Origin of the sequence: Vogesella mureinivorans, from assembly GCF_007644035.1 — a bacterium.
GTDB lineage: Bacteria > Pseudomonadota > Gammaproteobacteria > Burkholderiales > Chromobacteriaceae > Vogesella > Vogesella mureinivorans.
The window spans coordinates 40860-61372 of sequence record NZ_VMTV02000663.1 but is presented as its reverse complement, the minus strand read 5'-3'; the positions used below and the strand labels follow the sequence as shown (position 1 = coordinate 61372).

21 protein-coding genes are annotated in these 20513 nt (G+C 59.8%); 7 read left to right on the top strand and 14 right to left on the bottom strand.

Features of this window, described 5'->3' with window-relative positions; genetic code table 11:
• Positions 1-13: 13 nt before the first annotated feature.
• From FLQ44_RS17490 to FLQ44_RS17460, 7 genes are all read right to left on the bottom strand, one after another.
• On the bottom strand, positions 14-322 hold the full coding sequence (locus FLQ44_RS17490; RefSeq protein ID WP_147695425.1) for a flagellar protein FliT: 309 nt from the start codon (positions 320-322) through the stop codon (positions 14-16).
• Complete coding sequence (gene fliS / locus FLQ44_RS17485; RefSeq protein ID WP_147695424.1) at positions 322-744, bottom strand: flagellar export chaperone FliS; 423 nt, start codon at positions 742-744, stop codon at positions 322-324. Before fliS ends, FLQ44_RS17490 begins: the two co-directional genes overlap by 1 nt.
• Before the next feature lie 28 nt (positions 745-772).
• The gene (gene fliD, locus FLQ44_RS17480) at positions 773-2170 is read right to left on the bottom strand and encodes a flagellar filament capping protein FliD (RefSeq protein WP_147695423.1); all 1398 of its coding nucleotides are present in this window, start codon (positions 2168-2170) and stop codon (positions 773-775) included.
• A gap of 30 nt (positions 2171-2200) precedes the next feature.
• Complete coding sequence (locus FLQ44_RS17475; RefSeq protein WP_147695422.1) at positions 2201-2614, bottom strand: flagellar protein FlaG; 414 nt, start codon at positions 2612-2614, stop codon at positions 2201-2203.
• 72 nt (positions 2615-2686) lie between these two features.
• On the bottom strand, positions 2687-3553 hold the full coding sequence (locus FLQ44_RS17470) for a flagellin N-terminal helical domain-containing protein (RefSeq protein WP_147695421.1): 867 nt from the start codon (positions 3551-3553) through the stop codon (positions 2687-2689).
• Positions 3554-3828: 275 nt separating this feature from the next.
• On the bottom strand, positions 3829-4698 hold the full coding sequence (locus FLQ44_RS17465; RefSeq protein WP_147695420.1) for a flagellin N-terminal helical domain-containing protein: 870 nt from the start codon (positions 4696-4698) through the stop codon (positions 3829-3831).
• A 224-nt stretch (positions 4699-4922) separates the two neighbouring features.
• On the bottom strand, positions 4923-5789 hold the full coding sequence (locus FLQ44_RS17460) for a YicC/YloC family endoribonuclease (protein ID WP_147695419.1): 867 nt from the start codon (positions 5787-5789) through the stop codon (positions 4923-4925).
• Between the two features lie 80 nt (positions 5790-5869).
• On the opposite strand from FLQ44_RS17460, the gene FLQ44_RS17455 reads away from it, so the two are divergent.
• From FLQ44_RS17455 to rph, 3 genes are all read left to right on the top strand, one after another.
• Positions 5870-6808, top strand: coding sequence for a serine/threonine protein kinase (locus tag FLQ44_RS17455; protein WP_147695418.1), 939 nt, complete (start codon positions 5870-5872; stop codon positions 6806-6808).
• 2 nt (positions 6809-6810) lie between these two features.
• Positions 6811-7674, top strand: a complete 864-nt coding sequence (locus tag FLQ44_RS17450) for a PP2C family protein-serine/threonine phosphatase (protein WP_147695417.1) — start codon at positions 6811-6813, stop codon at positions 7672-7674.
• A gap of 64 nt (positions 7675-7738) precedes the next feature.
• On the top strand, positions 7739-8455 hold the full coding sequence (gene rph / locus FLQ44_RS17445; protein ID WP_147695416.1) for a ribonuclease PH: 717 nt from the start codon (positions 7739-7741) through the stop codon (positions 8453-8455).
• Positions 8456-8544: 89 nt separating this feature from the next.
• Here rph and FLQ44_RS17440 read toward each other — a convergent pair whose 3' ends face one another.
• The 7 genes from FLQ44_RS17440 to FLQ44_RS17410 form a co-directional block, all read right to left on the bottom strand.
• On the bottom strand, positions 8545-8733 hold the full coding sequence (locus FLQ44_RS17440; protein ID WP_147689030.1) for a hypothetical protein: 189 nt from the start codon (positions 8731-8733) through the stop codon (positions 8545-8547).
• Positions 8734-8815: 82 nt separating this feature from the next.
• Positions 8816-10114 (bottom strand): two-component system sensor histidine kinase RstB, encoded by a 1299-nt coding sequence (gene rstB, locus FLQ44_RS17435; protein WP_147695415.1) that lies wholly within the window; start codon positions 10112-10114, stop codon positions 8816-8818.
• 3 nt (positions 10115-10117) lie between these two features.
• Positions 10118-10816 carry a two-component system response regulator RstA gene (gene rstA / locus FLQ44_RS17430; RefSeq protein WP_240801326.1) on the bottom strand — a complete coding sequence of 233 codons (699 nt, stop codon included), beginning with the start codon at positions 10814-10816 and terminating at the stop codon, positions 10118-10120.
• A gap of 102 nt (positions 10817-10918) precedes the next feature.
• Entirely contained in the window at positions 10919-12499 is a 1581-nt protein-coding gene (locus FLQ44_RS17425) for a methyl-accepting chemotaxis protein (RefSeq protein WP_147695413.1), read from the bottom strand.
• Between the two features lie 39 nt (positions 12500-12538).
• A complete protein-coding gene (locus FLQ44_RS17420; RefSeq protein WP_147695412.1) occupies positions 12539-13762 on the bottom strand; it encodes a cyclic di-GMP phosphodiesterase in 1224 nt (407 codons plus the stop codon).
• Positions 13755-15281, bottom strand: a complete 1527-nt coding sequence (locus tag FLQ44_RS17415; protein ID WP_147695411.1) for a methyl-accepting chemotaxis protein — start codon at positions 15279-15281, stop codon at positions 13755-13757. The genes FLQ44_RS17420 and FLQ44_RS17415 overlap by 8 nt, the downstream gene beginning before the upstream one ends.
• Before the next feature lie 3 nt (positions 15282-15284).
• Positions 15285-16400, bottom strand: coding sequence for an HD-GYP domain-containing protein (locus FLQ44_RS17410; protein ID WP_147695410.1), 1116 nt, complete (start codon positions 16398-16400; stop codon positions 15285-15287).
• Positions 16401-16830: 430 nt separating this feature from the next.
• On the opposite strand from FLQ44_RS17410, the gene dusA reads away from it, so the two are divergent.
• From dusA to FLQ44_RS17390, 4 genes are all read left to right on the top strand, one after another.
• The gene (dusA, locus tag FLQ44_RS17405; protein WP_147695409.1) at positions 16831-17817 is read left to right on the top strand and encodes a tRNA dihydrouridine(20/20a) synthase DusA; all 987 of its coding nucleotides are present in this window, start codon (positions 16831-16833) and stop codon (positions 17815-17817) included.
• 284 nt (positions 17818-18101) lie between these two features.
• A complete protein-coding gene (gene rdgB, locus FLQ44_RS17400; protein ID WP_147695408.1) occupies positions 18102-18698 on the top strand; it encodes an RdgB/HAM1 family non-canonical purine NTP pyrophosphatase in 597 nt (198 codons plus the stop codon).
• Between the two features lie 118 nt (positions 18699-18816).
• On the top strand, positions 18817-20067 hold the full coding sequence (hemW, locus tag FLQ44_RS17395; protein WP_439144942.1) for a radical SAM family heme chaperone HemW: 1251 nt from the start codon (positions 18817-18819) through the stop codon (positions 20065-20067).
• On the top strand, positions 20067-20453 hold the full coding sequence (locus FLQ44_RS17390; RefSeq protein WP_147695406.1) for a RidA family protein: 387 nt from the start codon (positions 20067-20069) through the stop codon (positions 20451-20453). The genes hemW and FLQ44_RS17390 overlap by 1 nt, the downstream gene beginning before the upstream one ends.
• Positions 20454-20513 lie beyond the last annotated feature (60 nt).

Genomic DNA, 20513 nt, shown 5'->3' with positions numbered 1-20513 from the left:
CGGAAGGCCCTTGCTAGCGGTAAGTGCTGCTGATTTTCTGTTGCTGACGGGTATTACTGATTTCCCCTGCCAGTACCTCGTGGCGTGCGGCCACCATGACCTGCATGGCATCATTTTGCGCCAGCGCCTCTTTTAATATGGCACGGATTGGCTCTTGCATAGGGCTTGTCTGCATCAGGTGTTGTAGTTGCTGGAAAATATCGCCGCGCTGTTCTTCCAGTACGAGCCAGGCTTCCCATGCACCTTCCTGGCAGAGCACCATCATCTCGCTGGTAAGGTGGGCATAGCTTTCTGCCGCCTGTTGCAACGAGGTGGCTGGCATCAGATTTTGCCCCCTCGCAGGGAGGCACCTTGCATTTTATCCAGCTGGCGCCAGGCACCCAGCAGTTCGTCCAGCAGCTTGATGATTTCCTGCAGGATATCTGCATCGTTTTTGCTGTTGGCTACGCCCAGTCTGTGTTTCATGTAGACGTACAGCTCGCGCAGGTTGGCCGACACTTCCCCGCCCTTGTTCAAATCCAGGACCGTATCCAGGCCGTTGATGATTTCCAGGCCTTTGCCGATCAGGCGCCCTTTTTCGATGTAATTGTTTTGTGCGATTTCCTGCTGTGCTTTTTGCAGGGCGGTAATCGCCCCTTCGTACAGCATGACGATTAGCCCTACCTGGCTTGCGCCATATACCGAAGCCTCGAGAGCGTCCTGTTTATAGGCTTTGTTGAGCTGCTGTAGCGCCAGTCGGTTCATTACTTAATTTCCTCGGTGTGGCCTGATATTAAAGACCAGCTGACAAGTAGCTGCTTTGCGTTTTCATTTTTGCCAGCGCTGCGTCCAGGCGTGAATATTGGCCCAGCAGGGCTTTTTGTTTGTCGTCCAGCGCTGCCTGTATCTGCTGCTGACGTTGTGTTTCGTAGCGCACCTGCTGGTTCAGGCTGGTGGTACGCATTTGCAGCATGCCTTCGGTGCCCTGCATGTCACTGACTTTTTTGTTCAGCCGGTCAGCGAAACCATCTTCATTCGGGTTGCTGAATACTCTGGCTACCGCCACCGGGTCTTTGTCTAGCGCCTTTTTAAAGACTTCACTGTCCAGTTTCAGCGTTCCGTCTTTTTGCAGGCTGATACCAATCTGGCTCATGAAGCCAAAGCCACTGGACAGGTCCTGCCCGCTGATACCGGTATTCAGTTCATTGGAGAGCGACTGCATCAGCATGCGTACCGAGCCATCTACGCGGGAGGTGGTGCCAATGGTTTTGCCGGAGGCATCGGTGACGGTTGAGCCGGTCTGTTTGTACATCTCGTCGACCTGGGCATCGATTTTATTGTAACCGTCCACAAAGGCCTGCACGTTCTTCAGTACGGTGTCGTTGTCCCGTGTCACCGTCAGTGTGGCGGCACCGGTTTTATACAGCGTCACGTCCAGCCCGGTCATCACGCCGCTGACCTTGTTGCTTGAAGCGGTCACCGTGACCCCGTTGATGGTCATGACGGCATCACTGGGGGCGGCGGTGCGCTTGGCCAGGTTGGCCGCATCGCTGCTGGTACGGTCAAAATCCAGAAAACCTACGCCCAGTGCTGCACCACCCGACAGGCTAAAAGCGCCAGCGTTACCGCTGTTTTTACTGGTGAGTGCCAGTTTGTAACCTTCGGCACCGCTATTCACTACCGAGGCGGCTACGTCCAGGCCGGCGGAGTTGATGGCGGATGAAATATCCTGCAGGGAAGCGCCTGCGGACAGCGCAACGGTGCCGGTTTTGCCATCGCCAAAGCTGAAGGTCAGGTTGCCTGCCGTATTGCCCAGTGCTGTGGTGGCCGAGGCAATGGCACCGCTACCACCAGCGTACGATGACAGTGCCAGCGTCTGTGCCGAGGCCAGACTGGTGACATTCATCACGTAGGTACCGGCCGAGGCGGTGAAATCCGAGGTGGCCTTGATGGTGGTGCTATCGCTGCTTTCCGCTTTGGTCACGTTTAGTGCCGTACCGGACAGCAAGCCACGCATGCTGGTTTGAAAGTCGGACAGGGTGGATTTCAGCTTGCCCAGGGACGAGAGCTGGTTGTTGTACTCGGACTGTCTTTTCTTGCTGGCGGTAAGCGGGGCCTGCTCCAGGGACATCAGCTGGGAAACCAGGCCCTGTACATCAAAGTTGCTGCCAGCTGTCGTAATGGATGCCATGCTGTCTTACCTTCCATGCGTGATGAAGTGTCAGGCCTGATCCCGTATGAACAGGCTGCTGAATTCGTCAATTGCCTTGGCAATACGGACGACCTCGGGAGAGGGGATCTGCCGTATCAGCTCTTTCGAGCCGCGGTCTACTACCTTGACGACTTGCAATTGGGTATCTTCATCCACCGTAAATTGCAGGTCACCTTTGTACAGTTTTACCGCCTCGTTCAGTTTTTTTATTGCGTCCGCCAGCTCACTGGCACTGGGCGGCTTTTCTTTGGCATCTTTGCTGTTAGCCTGTTGTTTTGTATCGGCTACGCCAGCAACGGCTTTAGTGGTTTCGGGTGTGACAGCCGGCCGCTCATCGGCGGACAGCTGTACGGGTAACTCTTGCTGCTGGCGGCTGCTTAGTGCCACCACCGGCTGAGAGTTAGGCATTGCACCAATCTGCATGATGTATACCTCCAAGGCGATCGCCCCCTCTAGAGTATAGCTGTAGAGGGGGCCACCATTTTACCAAACTGCTTAGCGCAGCAGGGACAGTGCAGCCTGCGGCACTGTGTTTGCCTGGCCCAGAATCGCCGTACCTGCCTGTTGCAGAATCTGGTTACGCGTGAGGGTGGCGGTTTCAGATGCAAAGTCTGCATCCACGATACGGCTACGCGAGGCACTCAGGTTTTCTACATAGTTCTGAGTGTTGGCGATCACTGCTTCAAAACGGTTCTGTATCGCACCAAAGGTAGCGCGTACGTTGGTGACGTTGCTGATGGCAGTATCCAGTGCGTTCAGCGCGGCAGAAGCGTTGGACTGGCTGGTGATGTCTACTGCGCCGGTACCTGTTACCGCACTGGCAGCAGCAAAGGCGATGCCGCCACTGGCCGAGGTAGTCATATCGATACCGCTGGCAGTGCTGATCTGGAAGTTGGCCGAGCCTTGCGAACCTACCTGGAAGTTAAAACCAGCAGTACCGGAGCCGGTCAGCAGCTGGGCGCCGTTGAACTCGGTGGTTTGCACGATACGTGCAATCTCCTGAGTCAGCTGGTCGGTTTCTTTTTGCAGCTGCGAGCGGTTGGTGTTGGATACCGAGGCGTTGGATGCCTGGGTAGCCAGCTCACGGATACGTTGCAGGTTGTTGGTAATCTGGCCCAGTGCACCTTCGGCAGTTTGCGCTACCGAGATACCGTCGTAGGCGTTACGTACACCTTGCTGGTTACCGCGAATTTGCGAGTTCAAACCTTCCGATACGGCCAAGCCTGCTGCATCGTCTTTTGCCGAGTTTACGCGTAAACCGGAAGACAGGCGTTGCAGGGACGTAGACAAGGCCGAGTTGGACTGGTTTAAGTTCCTTTGAGCGTTCAGAGACGCTATGTTGCTGTTTACGATGATAGGCATTTTTAATCTCCGTTATTTTATTGACTAACCCAGTAGAAAACTGGGGTGTCATAGCGCTTATCGTCGTGTCTTTAGCAAACTTTAGGATTTTTTTTATACTCGGCGTCGGCTTCGATATGTCATGCGTGAAGGTGTTGAAAAATCGGTAAGCGGGAAGCTGGAAACAAGAGACGGCGGTATGGCAAAAGGCGGTCAGAAATGAAAAAAGCCGGCCAAAGGCCGGCAAAGTGAGGTATTGCTTGCTTGGCTCATGTCTGGGCATGAGCCATTTTTCATTAACCGCGCAGCAGAGACAGGGCGGCTTGGGGTACCTGGTTGGCTTGGCCCAGAATCGAGGTGCCAGCCTGTTGCAGAATCTGGTTACGGGTCATCATGGCCGTTTCGGAGGCAAAGTCGGCATCCATGATGCGGCTACGCGACGCGCTCAGGTTCTCGATATAGTTTTGTGTGTTGGCAATCACCGCCTCGAAGCGGTTTTGTACCGCACCGAAGGTGGCACGCACGTTGGTTACGTTGCTGATGGCCGTATCCAGCGAGTTCAGCGCGGCAGAAGCATTTGCTTGGGTGGTGATGTCTACTGCGCCTGTGCCCGTTACCGCACTGGCTGCAGCAAAGGCAATACCACCGCTGGCCGACGTAGTCATATCGATACCGCTGGCTGTGCTGATCTGGAAGTTAGCCGAGCCTTGCGAACCCACCTGGAAGGTAAAGCCTGCGGTGCCGGAGCCGGTCAGCAGCTGGGCGCCGTTGAACTCGGTGGTTTGCACGATACGGGCAATTTCCTGAGTCAGCTGGTCGGTTTCTTTTTGCAGCTGCGAGCGGTTGGTGCTGGAAACCGAAGCGTTGGATGCCTGGGTGGCCAGTTCACGGATACGCTGCAAGTTGTTGGTAATCTGGCCCAGTGCGCCTTCGGCCGTTTGTGCCATCGAGATACCATCGTAGGCGTTACGTACACCTTGCTGGTTACCGCGAACCTGGGAGGTAATGCCTTCTGCAACGGCCAGACCGGCGGCATCGTCTTTGGCGGAGTTCACTCGCAGGCCGGAAGACAGGCGCTGCAGGGAGGTAGCCAGTGCAGTGTTCGATTGGTTCAGGTTGCGCTGGGCATTCAGGGATGCAATGTTGCTGTTTACGATGATTGGCATGATTTCCTCACTTACAACTTAATTTTGATTTCCTTATCTGCTTGGCACTGTGTAGTGCTGCAGGCTATGTACCCTTATCGGTCCAGCCCCGGCCAAACTTTAGAAAATTTTTGTGCGAGTGGAATGCCTGCCCGCAGTGTGCTGCCAGACGTATCAAAGCAAGATGCCGCCCGGTACGGTTACCGGGCGGCATCTTGCGGTATTGCTTGCGCTGCGGGGCAGGCTTATTCCACGTTCTGGATCTGCTCGCGCATCTGTTCTATCAGCACTTTCAGCTCTACCGAGGCCTGGGTGGTTTCGGTGGAAACCGATTTGGAGCCTAGCGTATTGGCTTCGCGGTTCAGCTCTTGCATCAGGAAGTCCAGGCGTTTGCCAACCTGGCCACCGGTTTTCAGGATGCGGCGTACTTCCGCCAGGTGGGTCGTCAGGCGTTCCAGCTCTTCGTCTACATCGATCTTCTGGGCAAACAGGGCAAATTCCTGCTTGATGCGATCGTCGTCTACATTGCCCAGTGCTTCTTGCAGGCGTGCGGCCAACCTGGTGCGGTAAGCTTCCAGAATCACCGGCAGGCGTGGTTTGACGTCTGCGATAATGCGGTCCATACCGCTGATCCGGTCTTGCAGTACCTGGGCCAGTTTGCTGCCCTCGCGCCCGCGGGTATCGCGGAAGTCGCCCAGTACGGCGTTCAGGCCTTCCAGGCACAGCTGGTGCAGCACTTCCGGCGCCAGCGAGTTCGATTTGAGCACGCCAGGCCAGCGCAGCAGCTCGCCCATGCCCAGGTCGCGTACTTGCGGGGCTAGCTCGCGTACTTCGGCGCTGACTGCCAGCAGGCGTTGTACGGTGTCGCGGTTCAGCTCCAGCTGTGGGGTATCATTGTCGGTCTGGTTCAGGCCGATGCGGCATTCCACTTTACCGCGGGTCACGCGGCCGCCGATCAGCTCGCGCAATTGTGGTTCGATAATGCGCAGCTCTTCCGGCAGGCGCATTTGCACGTCAAGATAGCGGTGATTGACCGCACGCAGCTCGATCGACAACAGGCCACCCGGAAACTCGCGGGTGGTAGAGGCAAAGCCTGTCATGCTTAAAATCATGGGGGCTCCCGAAACAGAATGAATAATTGGAAACAGACCCCGGATCGTTCTATCGATCCAGAGGCTGGCACACTATAACAATGGACACTACGCAATCCAAGCAGCGAGCACTGCCGGTAGGTACCCGGCTGGAAGACTACACCGTGGTGCGCAGCCTGAGTTCCGGCGGCTTTAGCGAGGTTTACCTGGCACTGGACCAGTACGACCGCAAATACGCTATTAAGGAATACCTGCCGCTTTCCATGACCGGGCGGCGCGGGCAGACCGATGTCACTGTACTGAACGAGCTGGACCGGGAGGCGTTCAAGCTGGGGTTGAAGTGTTTCTTTGAAGAGGCGCGCATTCTGGCCGCCATTCAACACCCCAATATCGTGCGGGTGACGAACTTCTTTCGTGCCAACCAGACGGTCTACATGGTGATGGACTATACCGAAGGCAGACCGCTGGCCAAGGAAATCGAGCTGTCACCCAAGGGCCTGGCCGAGCCGCGCCTGCGCCGCTTGTTTGCCGAGCTGATAGGCGGCCTGCGCGAGGTGCACCTGCAGCATCTGCTGCACCTGGATATCAAGCCGGCCAACATATACCTGCGCCGTAACGGCACGCCGGTGTTGCTGGACTTTGGTGCCGCACGGCAGACGCTGGGCCGGGCGCAACACCTGGCCAGCATGTTTACCCCCGGCTACGCGGCGCCCGAGCAGTACGATGCCCAGGCCAAGCTGGGGCCGTGGACGGATATCTATGCGCTGGGGGCCTGCATGTACGTGGCCATGGGCGGGGACAAGCTGCAGTCTGCCGACCAGCGCCTGAAACAGGACAAAGTCGTGCCGGCCAGCAAGGCGTTTGCCCGCTACTATTCGCCCGCCCTGCTGGCACTGGTAGACGAGTGCCTGGGGCTGGACCCGCTCACCCGCCTGGCCAGCCTGAGCGAAATGCAAAAGCGGCTGCGTGACAAAAACTATGTTACACCCGAGCCACCGCGCGGCGTAGCCGCCTGGTTTGGCCGGCTGATAGGGCGATAAGCATGAAGTTTGCCATTGCGGTAGATACCCGGGTAGGTAGCCGCCCCTATAACGAAGACCGCATCGGGGTAGTCTGTACCCAGCAAGCCCAGCTATTGGTACTGGCCGATGGCATGGGTGGCCACGCCCATGGCGAGGTGGCGGCGCAGATTGCCGTAGACGTATTTAGCGAGCTGTTCAAAAAAGCTGCCAAGCCGAAGCTGCAGCACCCGCGGCGCTTTTTGCTCAATGCCGGGCAAGAGTCGCACCAGGCCATACTGGACCACGCCATTCGCCACCGCATGAGCGAAGTGCCCAGCACCACGCTGGTGGTAGCGGTGATTCAGGATGGCGAGGCCTGGGTGGCGCATGCCGGTGATTCGCGCTTTTATCTACTGCGCGACGGCCAGGTAGCCTGGCGTAGCCGCGACCATAGCCATGTACAGCGCCTGATCGATACCGGCTTTCTGAACGAGGCCGACGCGCACGACCACCCGGCCCGCAACCGCATCTACAACTGCCTGGGCGCCATAGGCGAGCCGGATATCGAGCTGGCAGACACCCAGGCACTGGCAAACGGCGATACGCTGCTGCTGTGTTCCGATGGCGTGTGGGGGCCGCTGCGCGACGATGAAATCGCCCGCGCCTTTGTTGGCCGCTTGCCCGCCATGGTGGTGCCGGCTTTGCTGAGCGTGGCAGACAAGCGCGCCGGCGTGCACAGCGATAACCTGAGCGCCATTGCCTTGCAGCTACTGTCCGACGAGCAGTATGTGCCCGGGCGTGATGGTTTCATTGATAGCGAAACCCTGGCCGATACCCAGGCAGAACAAACCTGGCAGTCCACCCTGATGGACAGCGAGCTGACCCAGGGCTTGCCCCGCGGCTGACAGGCGTCAGCCCGCTGGCGCTTTGCGTTAGAATGCCGCTTTCTGACGCACCCCGAGAAACCGCATGCGCCCATCCCAACGCGCCGCAGATGCCCTGCGCACCGTCCGTCTTACCCGCCACTACACCAAACATGCCGAAGGCTCGGTGTTGATAGAGTGTGGTGATACCAAAGTGATCTGCACCGCCAGCGTAGAAGAGTCGGTGCCATCATTCCTTAAAGGCAAAGGTCAGGGCTGGGTAACGGCAGAGTACGGCATGCTGCCACGCTCTACCGGCAGCCGCATGCGCCGCGAAGCCGCCAGTGGCAAGCAGTCTGGCCGCACGCAGGAAATCCAGCGCCTGATTGGCCGTAGCCTGCGCGCGGTGGTAGATCTGCAAAAGCTGGGCGAGCGCCAGATCCTGATCGACTGCGATGTGATTCAGGCCGATGGTGGCACCCGTACCGCCAGCATTACCGGTGCCTTCGTGGCGCTGGCCGATGCCATTGCCGGGCTGCTGGCCGCAGGCAAGCTGACAGAATGCCCCTTGCGTGACCACGTGGCAGCCATCTCGGTGGGGGTAGTGGCTGGCCAGCCGGTGCTGGACCTGGACTATATCGAGGATTCCGGCTGCGAAACCGATATGAATGTGGTGATGACTGGCGATGGCCGTTTTATCGAGGTACAGGGCACGGCAGAAGGTGCGCCGTTTAGCCGTGACGAGATGAACGCGCTGATGGCGCTGGCCGAAAAAGGTATTGGCGAGCTGGTAGCCCTGCAAAAGCAAGCGCTGGCAAGCTAGCCAGGCGCGTGCGGCCAACCTTGGCGGGCAACGCCGCCATCATGAAAAAAGGGCACCAAGCGGTGCCCTTTTTCTATCCTGCAGCCGGATTACTTGGCAGCGGAAGCGGCTTTTTTAGCCTTGACAACTTTTTTCTCGGCTTTCTTTTCAGCCTTCTTTTCTACTTTCTTTTCAGCAGCAGGTGCGGAAGCAGCAGGCTTCTTGGCATCAGCAGCGAAACCAGCGGAAGCAGCAACAGCGAAAGCCAGACCAGCAGCAACCAGAGTCAGTTTTTTCATGGTGAAATCCTTTGCAAAATAGGGTGTATACGTTGGGTTCAACGCTTGGCGCCATGTTAGGTAGCTGCAGGCTGCTTGTCTGTTATGAATTGTTCATCGTTGTATCGCTTTGTTGCTCAGGCCAGCTCAAGGTAAAGCGCGCCCCGCCTAGCGTGCTGTCATCGATGCGGATCTGGCCATGGTGGGCCAGCATGATCTGCTGCACGATGGCCAGGCCCAGGCCATAGCCCGCCTGGTTTTTATCGCGGCTGGGGTCTAGCCGCACAAACGGCTCCAGCACGCGGCTACGGTCGGCCGCCGCAATACCGTGCCCGTTATCCGCCACGCTGAGCTGCTGCTCGCCATGTTGCACCTGAAACCCCAGCTCGATCTCGCCGCGGCCATAGTTGGCCGCATTGTTCAGCAGGTTATCCAGCGCGCGTGCCAGTAGGGTAGGGTCGCCGTGCAGGCTGTCCTGGCATACCCGCAGCCTTACCCGCAGCTGTGGGTGGTGGCTGCTCAGGTCGTCCAGGCGCTGGCGCAGCCAGGCGTGGGCGGGCAGGGTGACCGGCTGCATGGGCAAGTCGGGGCGGCCTAGGCGGGCGTGTAGCAGCAGCTCGTCAATCAGCGAGCCGATGCTGCTCAGGTCGCGCTCTATGCCGTCGTGTACCGGGTTGGCCGCATCCACGTCCAGCAGCGCCAGGCGGTAGCGTAGCCGCGCCAGTGGTGTGCGCAGCTCGTGGGCTACCGCATTGATCAGGGTTTGCTTGCTTTCCAGTAGCCGCTCCACGCTTTCGGCCATATGGTTGAAGCCACGCGCCAGCGGCTGCAGGCCAGAGGCAGGCGCCAGGCTGACGCGCGCCTGAAACTGTCCCTGGCTGAGCTGTTTGGCCGCGTTTTCCAGCTGTACCAGCTCGCTCCAGTGTGGCCGCATCCATAGCAGTACCGGTATGGCTAGCGATAGGCCGATCATGGTGAGCAGCGCGTAGTCCAGCCATTTGAGCTCGTGCATGAACACCAGGTAGCTCATGGGCCCGGCCACCAGGGCGTAGGGCGACTGTTTGACCCGCTGCAGATAGGTCAGGTCGTCTTCCAGCATCACGATATCGCCGCGTACCAGGGCCTGCATGGATTGTGCGTCCAGCGGCAGGCTTTGTAGCGGCTGCAGGGCCACGTTGAAATCCAGCTCGTGGTCCAGCTTGGCCAGCTCTGCCGGCCATTGCTGCTGCGGCACGCCATCCAGCGTGTGCTCGATCAACGTCAGCGTGGTTTTCAGTAGGTCGGCCAGCGCGCGGTCGCCGGCTTTTTCGGCGACCTCCTTGTACACCAGGCCGGCCAGCGACACGGCCACCAGAAAACTGAAAATCAGCAACAGGTAAAACTGGATAAACAGTTTGCGCATGGTTTACCAGCCCGCAGGCGAGAACAGGTAGCCTTTGTTACGTACGGTCTTGATGCGCTGGGGGGCCAGCGGGTCATCGCCCAGTTTTTTGCGCAGGCGCGAAACGGCAATGTCGATGCTGCGGTCCAGGCCATCGTAGCTCAGGCCGCGCATCACGCGTAGCAGGGTATCGCGGTCTTGCACTTCGCCAGCGTGGCTGGCCAGCTGCCACAGCAAATCAAAATCAGAGGTGGACAGCGCGATGCGTTCGCCATCCAGCAGCACTTCGCGGCAGGGCTCATCAATGACCAGCGTGCCAAATGTCAGGTGCTGTGGCTGGCTGGCCGGTGCCGCGCTGGCTGGGCTGGCAGGCTGGTGCTGGCGCAGCTGGGCGCGCAGGCGGGCGGCCACCACGGCGGGCGGGGTGGTTTTGAGGATGTAGTCGTTGGCACCCAGCTCCAGCCCCAGGATATGGTTCATGTCGCTATCCAGCGAGGTCAGCATCACGATGGGGCCGTGGAAGGTTGGCCGCAGCTCGCGGCACAGGGTCAGGCCGTCTTTGCCGGGCAGCATGATATCCAGCAGGATGAGTGCGGGCTGCACGCGGGCAACGGCATCCAGCGCGGTGTCCCCGCGTGGCTCGATGATCACGTCCAGATCGTGGCGCGCCAGAAAGTCGCGCATCAGCGCGGCCAGCTCGGCGTCGTCCTCAACAAAAAGCACGGTGTGTTTCATGGGGCGCAGTCGGCTAAAAAACGGAGTATCGCCGCCTGTGCTTTCCCCGGCAAGCCTGTGTCTGTAACAGCATGATTGCCGGGCGGCGTCTTAGCGTTTTTCTACCTCAAAGGCGCCGGCCAGGGTGGCGACTTGGGCAGCCTCATTGGCCAGGCCGGCAATGGCGAGCCTGGCGGTGGCGATTTGTTCGGTAGAGGCGTCGAATCGGGCCGAAATCAGTGCCATGCGTTCAGCCAGGTGGCTGGCGGTGGCGGACTGCTGGGCGTTGGTCACGGCAATCTCCTGCATCATCATGTTCATGTCCCCCGAGCTTTGCTGCAGGGTGCCCAGCCTGGCTTGGGTGTGCTGCACGGTTTCTACGCCTGCTTTGGTTTCCTGGGTGATGGCCGCGATGGCGTCTACCGTGCCTTTGGCGGCCTGCTGGACATTGCTGACCAGGTGTTTGATTTCGTCGGTGCTCAGGCTGGTGCGTTCGGCCAGCTTGCGTACTTCGTCCGCCACCACGGCAAAGCCGCGGCCGCTTTCGCCTGCGCGTGCTGCTTCGATGGCGGCATTCAGGGCCAGCAGGTTGGTCTGGTCGGCAATATCGTGGATGGTTTGTGTTACCTGGGAAATGCTGCCAATGGCACTGGATAGCGCACGAATGGTGTTCTGTGCTTCTTCCACAGCGTGTGCGGCGGCCTGGTTACGGTGCTGCGAGCTGGCCATCTGCGCCACACTTTGCTGCAGGTCTTCTCGGGTGTGCTGGCTTAGCCGTGCGGTGTGTTCGGCATGGGCGGCGACTTGTTCTATAGATGTGGAGAGCTCTTCTACCGCCGCGCCCATCTGGGTCACGGCCGTGGTGCTGTCATCGATATGCCCCAGCAGCTCGCTGACCGCCACTTGTACATGCTGGGTATTGCACGTTTGCTGCTGTGCCGACATTTGCAGGTTATCCAGCATGACTTTCAGGTTGACCTGCATATAGGCCAGCGCCGTTTCTATCTTGCCCTGGTCGCCGGCCCGGTGGATGCTCAGCGGGTTGGTCAGCTTGCCCTGGGCAATGTTGCGACAGGCGTGTAGCAGCGCTTGTTGTTGTTGCTTGCGCTGGCGTTCCACCCATAGCCATGCGCCCGTCGCCAGCATGCCTAGCGCACTGATCAGCAGGCCGCTGTTGTCCGGGTGGGTCAGGCCAGCCAGGACGACCATCAGCGTCATCAGGGTGACGTACAGCGGGCGGAACCACACCATGATACGGCCTGTTTTCGGGGGCTTTTGCCAGCGTTTACCCGCGCGAATGGCAGCGTAGGTTTGCTCGGCTTGCTGGATATCGGCCCGGCTGGCCGGGGTGCGTACCGACATATAGCCAGTGATATTGTCGCCTTCCAGTACCGGTACGACAAAAGCGTCTACCCAGTAGTAGTCGCCGGCCTTGGTGCGGTTTTTCACCAGCCCTTGCCAGCAGTTGCCCTGTTTGATGGTGTGCCACATATCCTTAAACAGGACGGGCGGCATATCCGGGTGGCGCACCATATTGTGTGGCTGGCCGACCAGCTCTTCCCGGCTAAAGCCGGAGAGCTGTACAAAGCTGTCGTTTGCATAGCTGATCGTGCCATCCAGCGTGGTGCGGGTCACGATGATGCCTTCGGTAAACGGTATTTCGGTCTGGCTGACGGGCAGGTTGGTGCGCATGGTGATTGGGCCGGTAAGGGTAAAGTAGTAAGGGCTGTATCAGTGGCTATCCAGCAAGAGCTGCTGGATATCGGGTAGCTGCGCCTGCCAGGCGTCTGGCTCTTCATGGCGCAGCACGTGGTCGTCGGCATGGGGGCCATAGCGTATGGCCAGGTTGACGCTTGCCGGTTTAAGGCGCTGGTTGCGCAGGGTGTCAAAAAACACAATCACTTCGGGGCGGGTCAAATCGCCATCGGTATGGCGCCTGACCACCGCCAGCTTGCCGCTGGCCAGGCGTACCAGGGTGCCCGGCGGGTAGATGCCAAAACAGTGCACCACGTCGCGTACGGCTTGCGGGTCGAAGTGGTTTTTGCCCAGGTCAAAGATTTTCTTGATAGCCACCGGTGCCGGCAGGCCTTTGTGATAGCAGCGGTCAGAGGTAATGGCGTCGTACACATCGATAATGGCCGCTTGTTGGCCGTATACCGAAATGGCGTCCCCTGCCAGCCCTAGCGGGTAGCCGGTGCCGTCGTAGCGCTCGTGGTGCTGCAAGGCAATGGCGCGGATGATGGGCGAGCGGATACCGTTTTCATCCAGAATCATCTGGCTAAAGCGTACGTGCTCGCGCATTTGCTGGCGCTCTTCCGCGGTGTGGCGGCCAGGTTTGTTCAGCAGCGGTAGCGGGATGCGTGTCTTGCCTATGTCGTGCAGCAGCCCGCCCAGGCCCACCTCCACCACGATATCGTGCGGTGCGCGCTGGTGGTGCTGCAGAATCATCAACAGCAGGGCCACGCTGACCGAGTGCTCAAAGGTATAGGCATCCTTGCTGTACATCTGCGCCACCATGCGCAGTGCCAGGGCGTTGCGGTCCAGCGAGCCGGATAGCTCGCTGCTGATGTCGCGCAGGGCCGTGATATCCAGCCTTTGCCCCAGCCGGGCGTCTTTCATCAGGGTTTGCGTAATGGCCTCGGTACGCTGCACGATGTCGCGCGCCAGGGCAAACTCCTGGCTTAAGGAGGTGGCGCGGGCTGGCGCGCTGTGCTGCGGCCGGCCGGTGGCACTGGCTGGTGCAGCGGGGCCGGATACCGGTGCGATATCCCGGCCTTTTTCGATGTCGATATAGAAGGTTTGTATGCCTTCCTGCCGCAGCATGCCGATTTGCGCTGCATTGCGGATGGAAAAGCGTGATAGCCAGAACGGGTGTGTCGTCCAGTCACAATCCAGGCTGGCGACATACATGCCCACCATGGCCTGGTCGATATGGATTTTCCGTAATTTAGGCATTGTATTTCTTGCCGTCCGGTACGAAGTAGTTCACCAGGCTGTTCAGCGTTTGCGCTACCTCGTGCAGCTTGGCCGACATGGCGTAGGCTTCTTGCGTGTCCTGGCGGTTGGATACGATCAGTTTCAGGATGAGGTCGATCTTGTCCAGGAAGTCTTCCAGCGCAAAGGTTTGCAGGCGGTTCAGGTTGGTGATGCTGGCCAGGCAGTCGCGGGTTTCGGGCGGCACTGCGCTATCGGCCAGCAGCGTTTCCAGCAGGGTGAGCTGGTTGGATAGCTCGTAGATGAAATCCAGCGACATGAACGACTTGGCTTCTTCCAGCTTGTCGTGTTGCACCTCGGAATGGTCGCTGATCTCGAACAGGGCCGTATTCAGGCTCAGGCAGGCGGTATCGATCTGGCCGGCCAGCAGGTTCAGCTCGTCCATGACAACCTTCAGATGCATTTGCATGATCACGCTGGAGCGCAGCAGGTGCCCGGTTTCGCCTGCACCGTCTAGCGGTACATCGCCGGTAAGGTCGCCTTCGGCAATTTTTTCGAAGTTTTCGATGGCAGAGTCCAGCGGCCGCACGATCTGGCGCATGAACACCATGCCAAACGCCACCACGGTCACGATGCCCAGCACGATACCCAGCAGCGAGATATCGACAATCTGCTCATTGCCTTGGTTGATGCGGCCAACTTCCCGCGCCGACTGGCGCAAAATCTGCTGCCGGTTTTGTGCGGCGATCTGCACCAGCGTATGTATTTGCTGGCCCAGGCTGGCATCCAGGGCCGTGCTGCGTGCCAGACGGGCGGCATTGTTCAGCGCATCCAGCCCCTTCAGGCGGTCACGCATGTCTGCCGGGGTGTGCGGGTTGGCCGCATAGTGCTTCGCCAGCTGGGCAATGCGGGCCTGGCGCTGTTCGGCCGGGGCGGTCTGGGCGCGGATCGCGTCGATTTCCAGCTGGCTGATGGTGTCCAGCTTGCGCAGGTATTGCGCGTCGGCCTTGTTGATCTGCCCGGTACTATGCCGGATGGTGCCTATGCCCAGCATGCCACCGGTGATGAGCAGGGCAATCACGAATAGCGAGCCGGCGATGTAACCCGACTTGATCGACAGCAGCCGTTTCAGGTAGCCCGGCTTGGCCAGCTTGACCTTCGGCTGGGCATACACGCGTTTGGCTTCTTTTACCTGCGCGTCGCTAGCGGCATAGCGCACCGACATATAGCCCACGACCTTGCCTGCTTTGCGAACGGGCACGATGGTGGCCTGAACCCAGTAAAACCCGCCATCTTTGGTGCGGTTTTTCACAAGGCCGCGCCAGGGCTTGTTTTGCTCCACCGTGGCCCACAGGTCGGCAAAGGCGGCCGCTGGCATGTCCGGGTGACGCACGAGATTGTGGGGTTTGCCTATCAGCTCTTCGCGGCTGAAACCGCTGATGGTGATAAACGCGTCATTGGCATAGGTAATCATGCCGCTCAGGTCGGTCTTGGACACGATGGCGGTGTGCAGGGGAACCTTGTATTCGATGTCGCTCATGTCTTACATCCAGATCCGTTTGATAGCCAGCAGCGCGGTTTTGCAGCGCTCGGGGGAAATGCAGCCTTTGATTTCGTATTTGGCGTTCAGGGTGTCGCGCGGGGTGGGTTCGCTACGCGGGAAGCCCTTTTCGTCAATGATGGAGTACACCATCGGGCTTTTACGGGTGTAGTTCGTGTTCTTCACGACGCCGATCTCGCCGCTTTGCAGCGCCACGACAGTGCCGGCGGGAAAGCGCGTGAGCTTCTTGATGAGCAGCCCGATATGGCTTTCCAGATACTTGCTGTCCTTTTGCAGGTACAGCTCTTTCAGCGTGTTGGCCGGGTAAATGCCGGGCCGCCATTTGTTGGCGATGGTCATGCCGGCGTACGCGTCTGCCAGCCCCAGCAGCAGCGATAGCTCGTGCGCTTCCCCGCGCGTTTTGGCTAGCGGGTAGCCCCGGCCATTGGGTTGCTCGTGGTGTTCGTACACATGCAGTAGCCACTGCTTGTCCTGTATGCCGTGCTTTTGCAGCAGTTTTACCGCCGTGCTGGTGTGCTCCCAGACCGCCAGCTGTTCCAGCTCGCCCAGGTCTTTTTGTGCCCCCAGGCCTTTATCAAAGTGGTACAGCGCCAGGTCGCGCGTCAGGGCGGCGCACAGCAGTGAATCCAGTGCCATGTCGTCATGGCAAATCTGGCTGGCCAGCATGTAGCACACCGCCGCCCCCAGCACGTGCTTGTTGGCGCGCAGGTCTTGCCCGTGCTGCTGCAGGTAGAGCGCGGCCAGTACCGCATCGGGGTCGTGCGCGATAAAGCCCACCAGCTGGTGGGCCCGGCTGCGCATCAGCTCTTCTACATTGGCCAGGTTGCTGGGCGGGCTCAGGATAATGCGATGAATCCGCGCGATGGCTTCGACAAAGCTGGCCATCTCGATAAATACGCTGGTCTGCTGCTCAGGGCGGCGAACCGTGCGCGTCTTGATTTCTTTTGCCGATGGCAAGTCGCCCGCTTCGGATATACCGATGAAATAGCCCCGCTCTACCAGTTTTTCGGCAAAGCCAGGCATGGACACCACAAAGCCTTTGCGCAGGATCAGGTTTCCCGAGCGGTCGAAAATCGAATAATCGATAGGCTTGTGCATCTGTATGTCTGCAAACCCCAGTTTCCGGATGAGCTGCGCCATAAATATCTTTAAGTACTCCTTATTTTATTTTGAATAAAATATATTGCTATTGCTTTGGAATTAACAAAATATTGAAAATATGGCTGGTATTTATAGGGAAACGAATGCTAGTGGATGGTTTGGGGTGAGACTTGATCCAGATCAAATACGGCGGGTGTTGCAAATGGGATATCGTCATTTGTCGCTGATTCAACACAGACCACCGCCATACCTGTGCCGCTGGCCGCTGTCAGGCACGAAAAGTGTGGCGTGGGCCGGCTGTAGGCAAGGCCGCCCCCGCAGGATGCACCGCAGGTAGGGAAGGCCGGGCCGGCAAGATTGACCGCCAAGGCCCGCGCACGGATAATCCGCACTCTTTTCAAATGCTTACGGCCCCGCCGCCTTATTGATGACCGCAGCACCCAAAGCCCTGCCGCCGCGCACCCTGTCCGTTGCCCCGATGCTGGACTGGACTGACCGCCACTATCGCTACTTTGCCCGCCTGATTACCCGCCATACCTGGCTGTACACCGAGATGGTGACCACCGGCGCGCTGCTGTACGGCGACGTGGGCCGCCACCTGCGCTACCACGAGGCCGAGCACCCTATCGCGCTGCAGCTGGGTGGTAGCGAGCCGGACGAGCTGGCGCGCTGCGCCCGTCTGGCACAGGAATGGGGCTATGACGAGGTAAACCTGAACGTGGGCTGCCCGTCGGAGCGGGTGCAGAAGGGCGCATTTGGTGCCTGCCTGATGGCCGAGCCGCAGCTGGTGGCCGACTGCGTGAAGGCCATGCGCGACGCGGTGGATATCGATGTCACCGTCAAGCACCGCATCGGCATCGATGACATCGACAGCTACGACATGATGCGGGCGTTTGTGGACACCGTGGCCGACGCCGGCTGCCATACCTTCATCGTGCACGCGCGCAACGCCATCCTGAAAGGCCTCAGCCCCAAGGAAAACCGCGAGATCCCGCCGCTGAAGTACGACTATGTGTACCGCCTGAAGCAGGAGCGCCCCGATCTGGAGATCCTGATCAACGGCGGCATCAAGACCAATGCCGAGATCGCCGGCCACCTGCAGCATGTAGACGGCGTGATGGTGGGCCGCGAGGCCTACCACAACCCCTACCTGATGGCCGCCTGGGACGCGCAGTTCTACGGCGACGCCCACGACGTGCCGTCGCGCGGCAAGGTGGTAGAAGCGCTGTTGCCTTATATCGCCGACCGCCTGCAAGACGGCAGCAGCGTGCGCCACATCGCCCGCCACGTGCTGGGCCTGTTCCACGGCGAGCCCGGCGGCCGCCAGTGGCGCCGCATGCTGTCCGACGCCAAAGCGCTGAAAGACGCTGACGAAAGCCTGCTGATCCGCGCGCTGCTGGCCACGCACGGTTGAACTGTCACGCAGTCCTTGTAAGATAGCCAAGTCATCCCACGCCCGGTTCGCCGGGCCCAGGCTGCTGACAAGGTGCCAATCCAGGTCTTACCGGGCCCGGCACAGCCGGGCCGCACCGCATACGTACCTGAGTCCGCAGCCTTCCTGTTTACAAGACGCACCCTGCTTGCCCGGCAATCAGGGCGCGTCATCAATCTGCGCCCGGCTTGCCGGGCTTTTGGGTTTTATGGCGAGTACCCCTGCCAGCAGCAAGGTTGGCCGCGCTACCCGCTGTGGAGTAAAGCATGATCAATAAACTGGTACTGGCCAGCAATAATGCCGGCAAGCTCAAAGAATTCGCCGCCCTGCTGGCCCCGCTGGGCATCGAGGTGATTCCGCAGGGCCGTCTGAACGTGCCCGAATGCCCCGAGCCGCACTACACCTTTCTGGAAAACGCGCTAGAAAAAGCCCGCCACGCCAGCCATGTCACCGGCCTGCCGGCACTGGCCGACGATAGCGGTATCTGCGTGGAAGCGCTGGGCGGCAAGCCTGGCGTGCTGTCGGCGCGCTACGCTGGCGAGCCCAAATCGGACGAGCGCAATAACGCCAAGCTGGTAGAAAAACTGCAGGGTAAAGCTAACCGTCGCGCCTACTACTACTGCGTGCTGGTGTTGGTACGCCACGCCGACGACCCGCAGCCGCTGGTGGTAGACGGCGCCTGGTACGGCGAGGTAGTGGACACCCCGTCCGGTAACGGCGGCTTTGGCTACGACCCGTACTTCTGGCTGCCCTCGCACGGCTGCACCGTGGCCGACCTGCCGGCCGAGGCCAAGAACGCCGTCAGCCACCGTGGCCAGGCCATGCAGGCGCTGCTGGCCAAGCTGCAGGCGCAACTGGCATGAGCGTGATCGATCTGTCTGCTGTGAAAAACGCCCGCAACGCACGGGACGCGAGATCGCGAAACCCAACGAGCGGCGACGAGATAGTACATACCGTACAGCGAGGAGCCGCGACGTGCAGGTGACAAAGATATCGCTTTCCGGGCTAAGCGGGCTAAAAGAGCTGCCGCCGCTGTCGCTGTATATCCACTTCCCCTGGTGCGTGAAAAAATGCCCGTACTGCGATTTCAACTCGCACGAGTTCAAGCCGCAGGCCGGTAGCATTGCCATCCACGATGCGGCTAACGTTGGCCGCAACGGCGTGGGGCAGGGCTTTGACGAGATGGCCTACGTGGACACGCTGCTGCGCGATTTCGAGCACAGCCTGCCCGCTATCTGGGGCCGCCCCATCACCACCATCTTCATGGGCGGCGGCACGCCCAGCCTGTTCAGCCCGCAGGCCATGGACGCGCTGCTGTCCGGCCTGCGCGCCCGTGCGCGCATCCACCCGGACGCCGAAATCACCATGGAGGCCAACCCCGGCACCTTCGAGCTGGAGCGCTTTGCCGGCTACCGCGAAGCGGGCATCAACCGCCTGTCCATCGGTATCCAGAGCTTTCACCCCGGCCACCTGCAAGCGCTGGGGCGCATCCACGACGGCGACGAAGCCCGCCGCGCGGTAGAGATCGCGCTGACGCACTTCGATAACGTGAACCTGGACCTGATGTACGCGCTGCCGCAGCAAACGCTGGCGCAGGCGCTGGCCGACATCGACACCGCCATCGGCTACGGCGTGAGCCACATCTCGGCCTACCACCTCACCATCGAGCCCAACACCCTGTTTGCCGTGCAGCTGCCGGCCAACCTGCCGGACGACGACCTGTCGGCCGACATGCAGGAAGCCATCGAGGCGCGGCTGGAAGCCGCAGGCTACGTGCACTACGAAACGTCGGCCTTCGGCAAGCCCGGCCGCTTTGCGCGCCACAACGTCAACTACTGGCAGTTTGGCGACTATGTCGGCATCGGCGCGGGTGCGCACGGCAAGATCAGCGCCCACGACGGCATCGTGCGCGAGATGCGCTACAAGCAGCCGGCAGCCTATATCCAGGCGGTAGCCGACGGCCAGCCGGTGCACACCCGTAACAAGGTTGGCCGCAAAGACCTGCCGTTCGAGTTCATGATGAACCTGCTGCGCCTCACCGGCGGCTTTGAAAGCAGACTGTTCACCGAGCGCACCGGTTTGCCGGTATCCTGTATCCAATCACAATTGCAGCAAGCACTGGCCGAGGGTCTGATCGAGCAAGACCTTACCCACATCCGCCCCACGCTGAAGGGCCAGCGCTTTCTGAACGAACTGTTAACCCTGTTCCTGCATGAAGAAGGAGAAGTCTGATGGCAAAAGAAATCATCCATACCGATAAAGCCCCGGCCGCAATCGGCGCCTACTCGCAAGCCGTGAAAGCCGGCAACACCGTGTACCTGTCCGGCCAGATCCCGCTGGACCCGGCCACCATGACCGTGGTGGAAGGCGGTTTTGCTGCTGAAACCCACCAGATGTTCAAAAACCTGCAAGCCGTGTGCGAAGCCGCCGGCGGCAGCCTGGACCAGATCGTGAAGCTGAATGCCTTCCTGACCGACCTGTCCAACTTTGGCACCTTCAACGACATCATGGGCCAGTACTTCAGCCAGCCGTTCCCGGCACGCGCCGCCATCGGTGTGGCCAGCCTGCCTAAAGGCGTGCAGGTAGAAGCCGACGCCGTGATGGTGCTGGGCGAGTAAGCTGTTACCTGGTAGTGACAAAACAAAAGCGGCCTGCGGGCCGCTTTTTGTTTTGTCTGG

Bases quoted from the DNA above. Each gene is read 5' to 3' on its own strand.
- FLQ44_RS17465 (WP_147695420.1), bottom strand. From the start codon at position 4,698: ATGCCAATCATCGTAAACAGCAACATTGCATCCCTGAATGCCCAGCGC.
- FLQ44_RS17450 (WP_147695417.1), top strand. From the start codon at position 6,811: ATGAAGTTTGCCATTGCGGTAGATACCCGGGTAGGTAGCCGCCCCTAT.
- FLQ44_RS17440 (WP_147689030.1), bottom strand. From the start codon at position 8,733: ATGAAAAAACTGACTCTGGTTGCTGCTGGTCTGGCTTTCGCTGTTGCT.
- FLQ44_RS17410 (WP_147695410.1), bottom strand. From the start codon at position 16,400: ATGCACAAGCCTATCGATTATTCGATTTTCGACCGCTCGGGAAACCTG.
- rstB (WP_147695415.1), bottom strand. From the start codon at position 10,114: ATGCGCAAACTGTTTATCCAGTTTTACCTGTTGCTGATTTTCAGTTTT.
- FLQ44_RS17460 (WP_147695419.1), bottom strand. From the start codon at position 5,789: ATGATTTTAAGCATGACAGGCTTTGCCTCTACCACCCGCGAGTTTCCG.
- rph (WP_147695416.1), top strand. From the start codon at position 7,739: ATGCGCCCATCCCAACGCGCCGCAGATGCCCTGCGCACCGTCCGTCTT.
- dusA (WP_147695409.1), top strand. From the start codon at position 16,831: ATGACCGCAGCACCCAAAGCCCTGCCGCCGCGCACCCTGTCCGTTGCC.
- rdgB (WP_147695408.1), top strand. From the start codon at position 18,102: ATGATCAATAAACTGGTACTGGCCAGCAATAATGCCGGCAAGCTCAAA.
- fliD (WP_147695423.1), bottom strand. From the start codon at position 2,170: ATGGCATCCATTACGACAGCTGGCAGCAACTTTGATGTACAGGGCCTG.
- fliS (WP_147695424.1), bottom strand. From the start codon at position 744: ATGAACCGACTGGCGCTACAGCAGCTCAACAAAGCCTATAAACAGGAC.
- FLQ44_RS17415 (WP_147695411.1), bottom strand. From the start codon at position 15,281: ATGAGCGACATCGAATACAAGGTTCCCCTGCACACCGCCATCGTGTCC.
- FLQ44_RS17475 (WP_147695422.1), bottom strand. From the start codon at position 2,614: ATGCAGATTGGTGCAATGCCTAACTCTCAGCCGGTGGTGGCACTAAGC.
- FLQ44_RS17455 (WP_147695418.1), top strand. From the start codon at position 5,870: ATGGACACTACGCAATCCAAGCAGCGAGCACTGCCGGTAGGTACCCGG.
- FLQ44_RS17425 (WP_147695413.1), bottom strand. From the start codon at position 12,499: ATGCGCACCAACCTGCCCGTCAGCCAGACCGAAATACCGTTTACCGAA.
- FLQ44_RS17420 (WP_147695412.1), bottom strand. From the start codon at position 13,762: ATGCCTAAATTACGGAAAATCCATATCGACCAGGCCATGGTGGGCATG.
- FLQ44_RS17470 (WP_147695421.1), bottom strand. From the start codon at position 3,553: ATGCCTATCATCGTAAACAGCAACATAGCGTCTCTGAACGCTCAAAGG.
- FLQ44_RS17490 (WP_147695425.1), bottom strand. From the start codon at position 322: ATGCCAGCCACCTCGTTGCAACAGGCGGCAGAAAGCTATGCCCACCTT.
- FLQ44_RS17390 (WP_147695406.1), top strand. From the start codon at position 20,067: ATGGCAAAAGAAATCATCCATACCGATAAAGCCCCGGCCGCAATCGGC.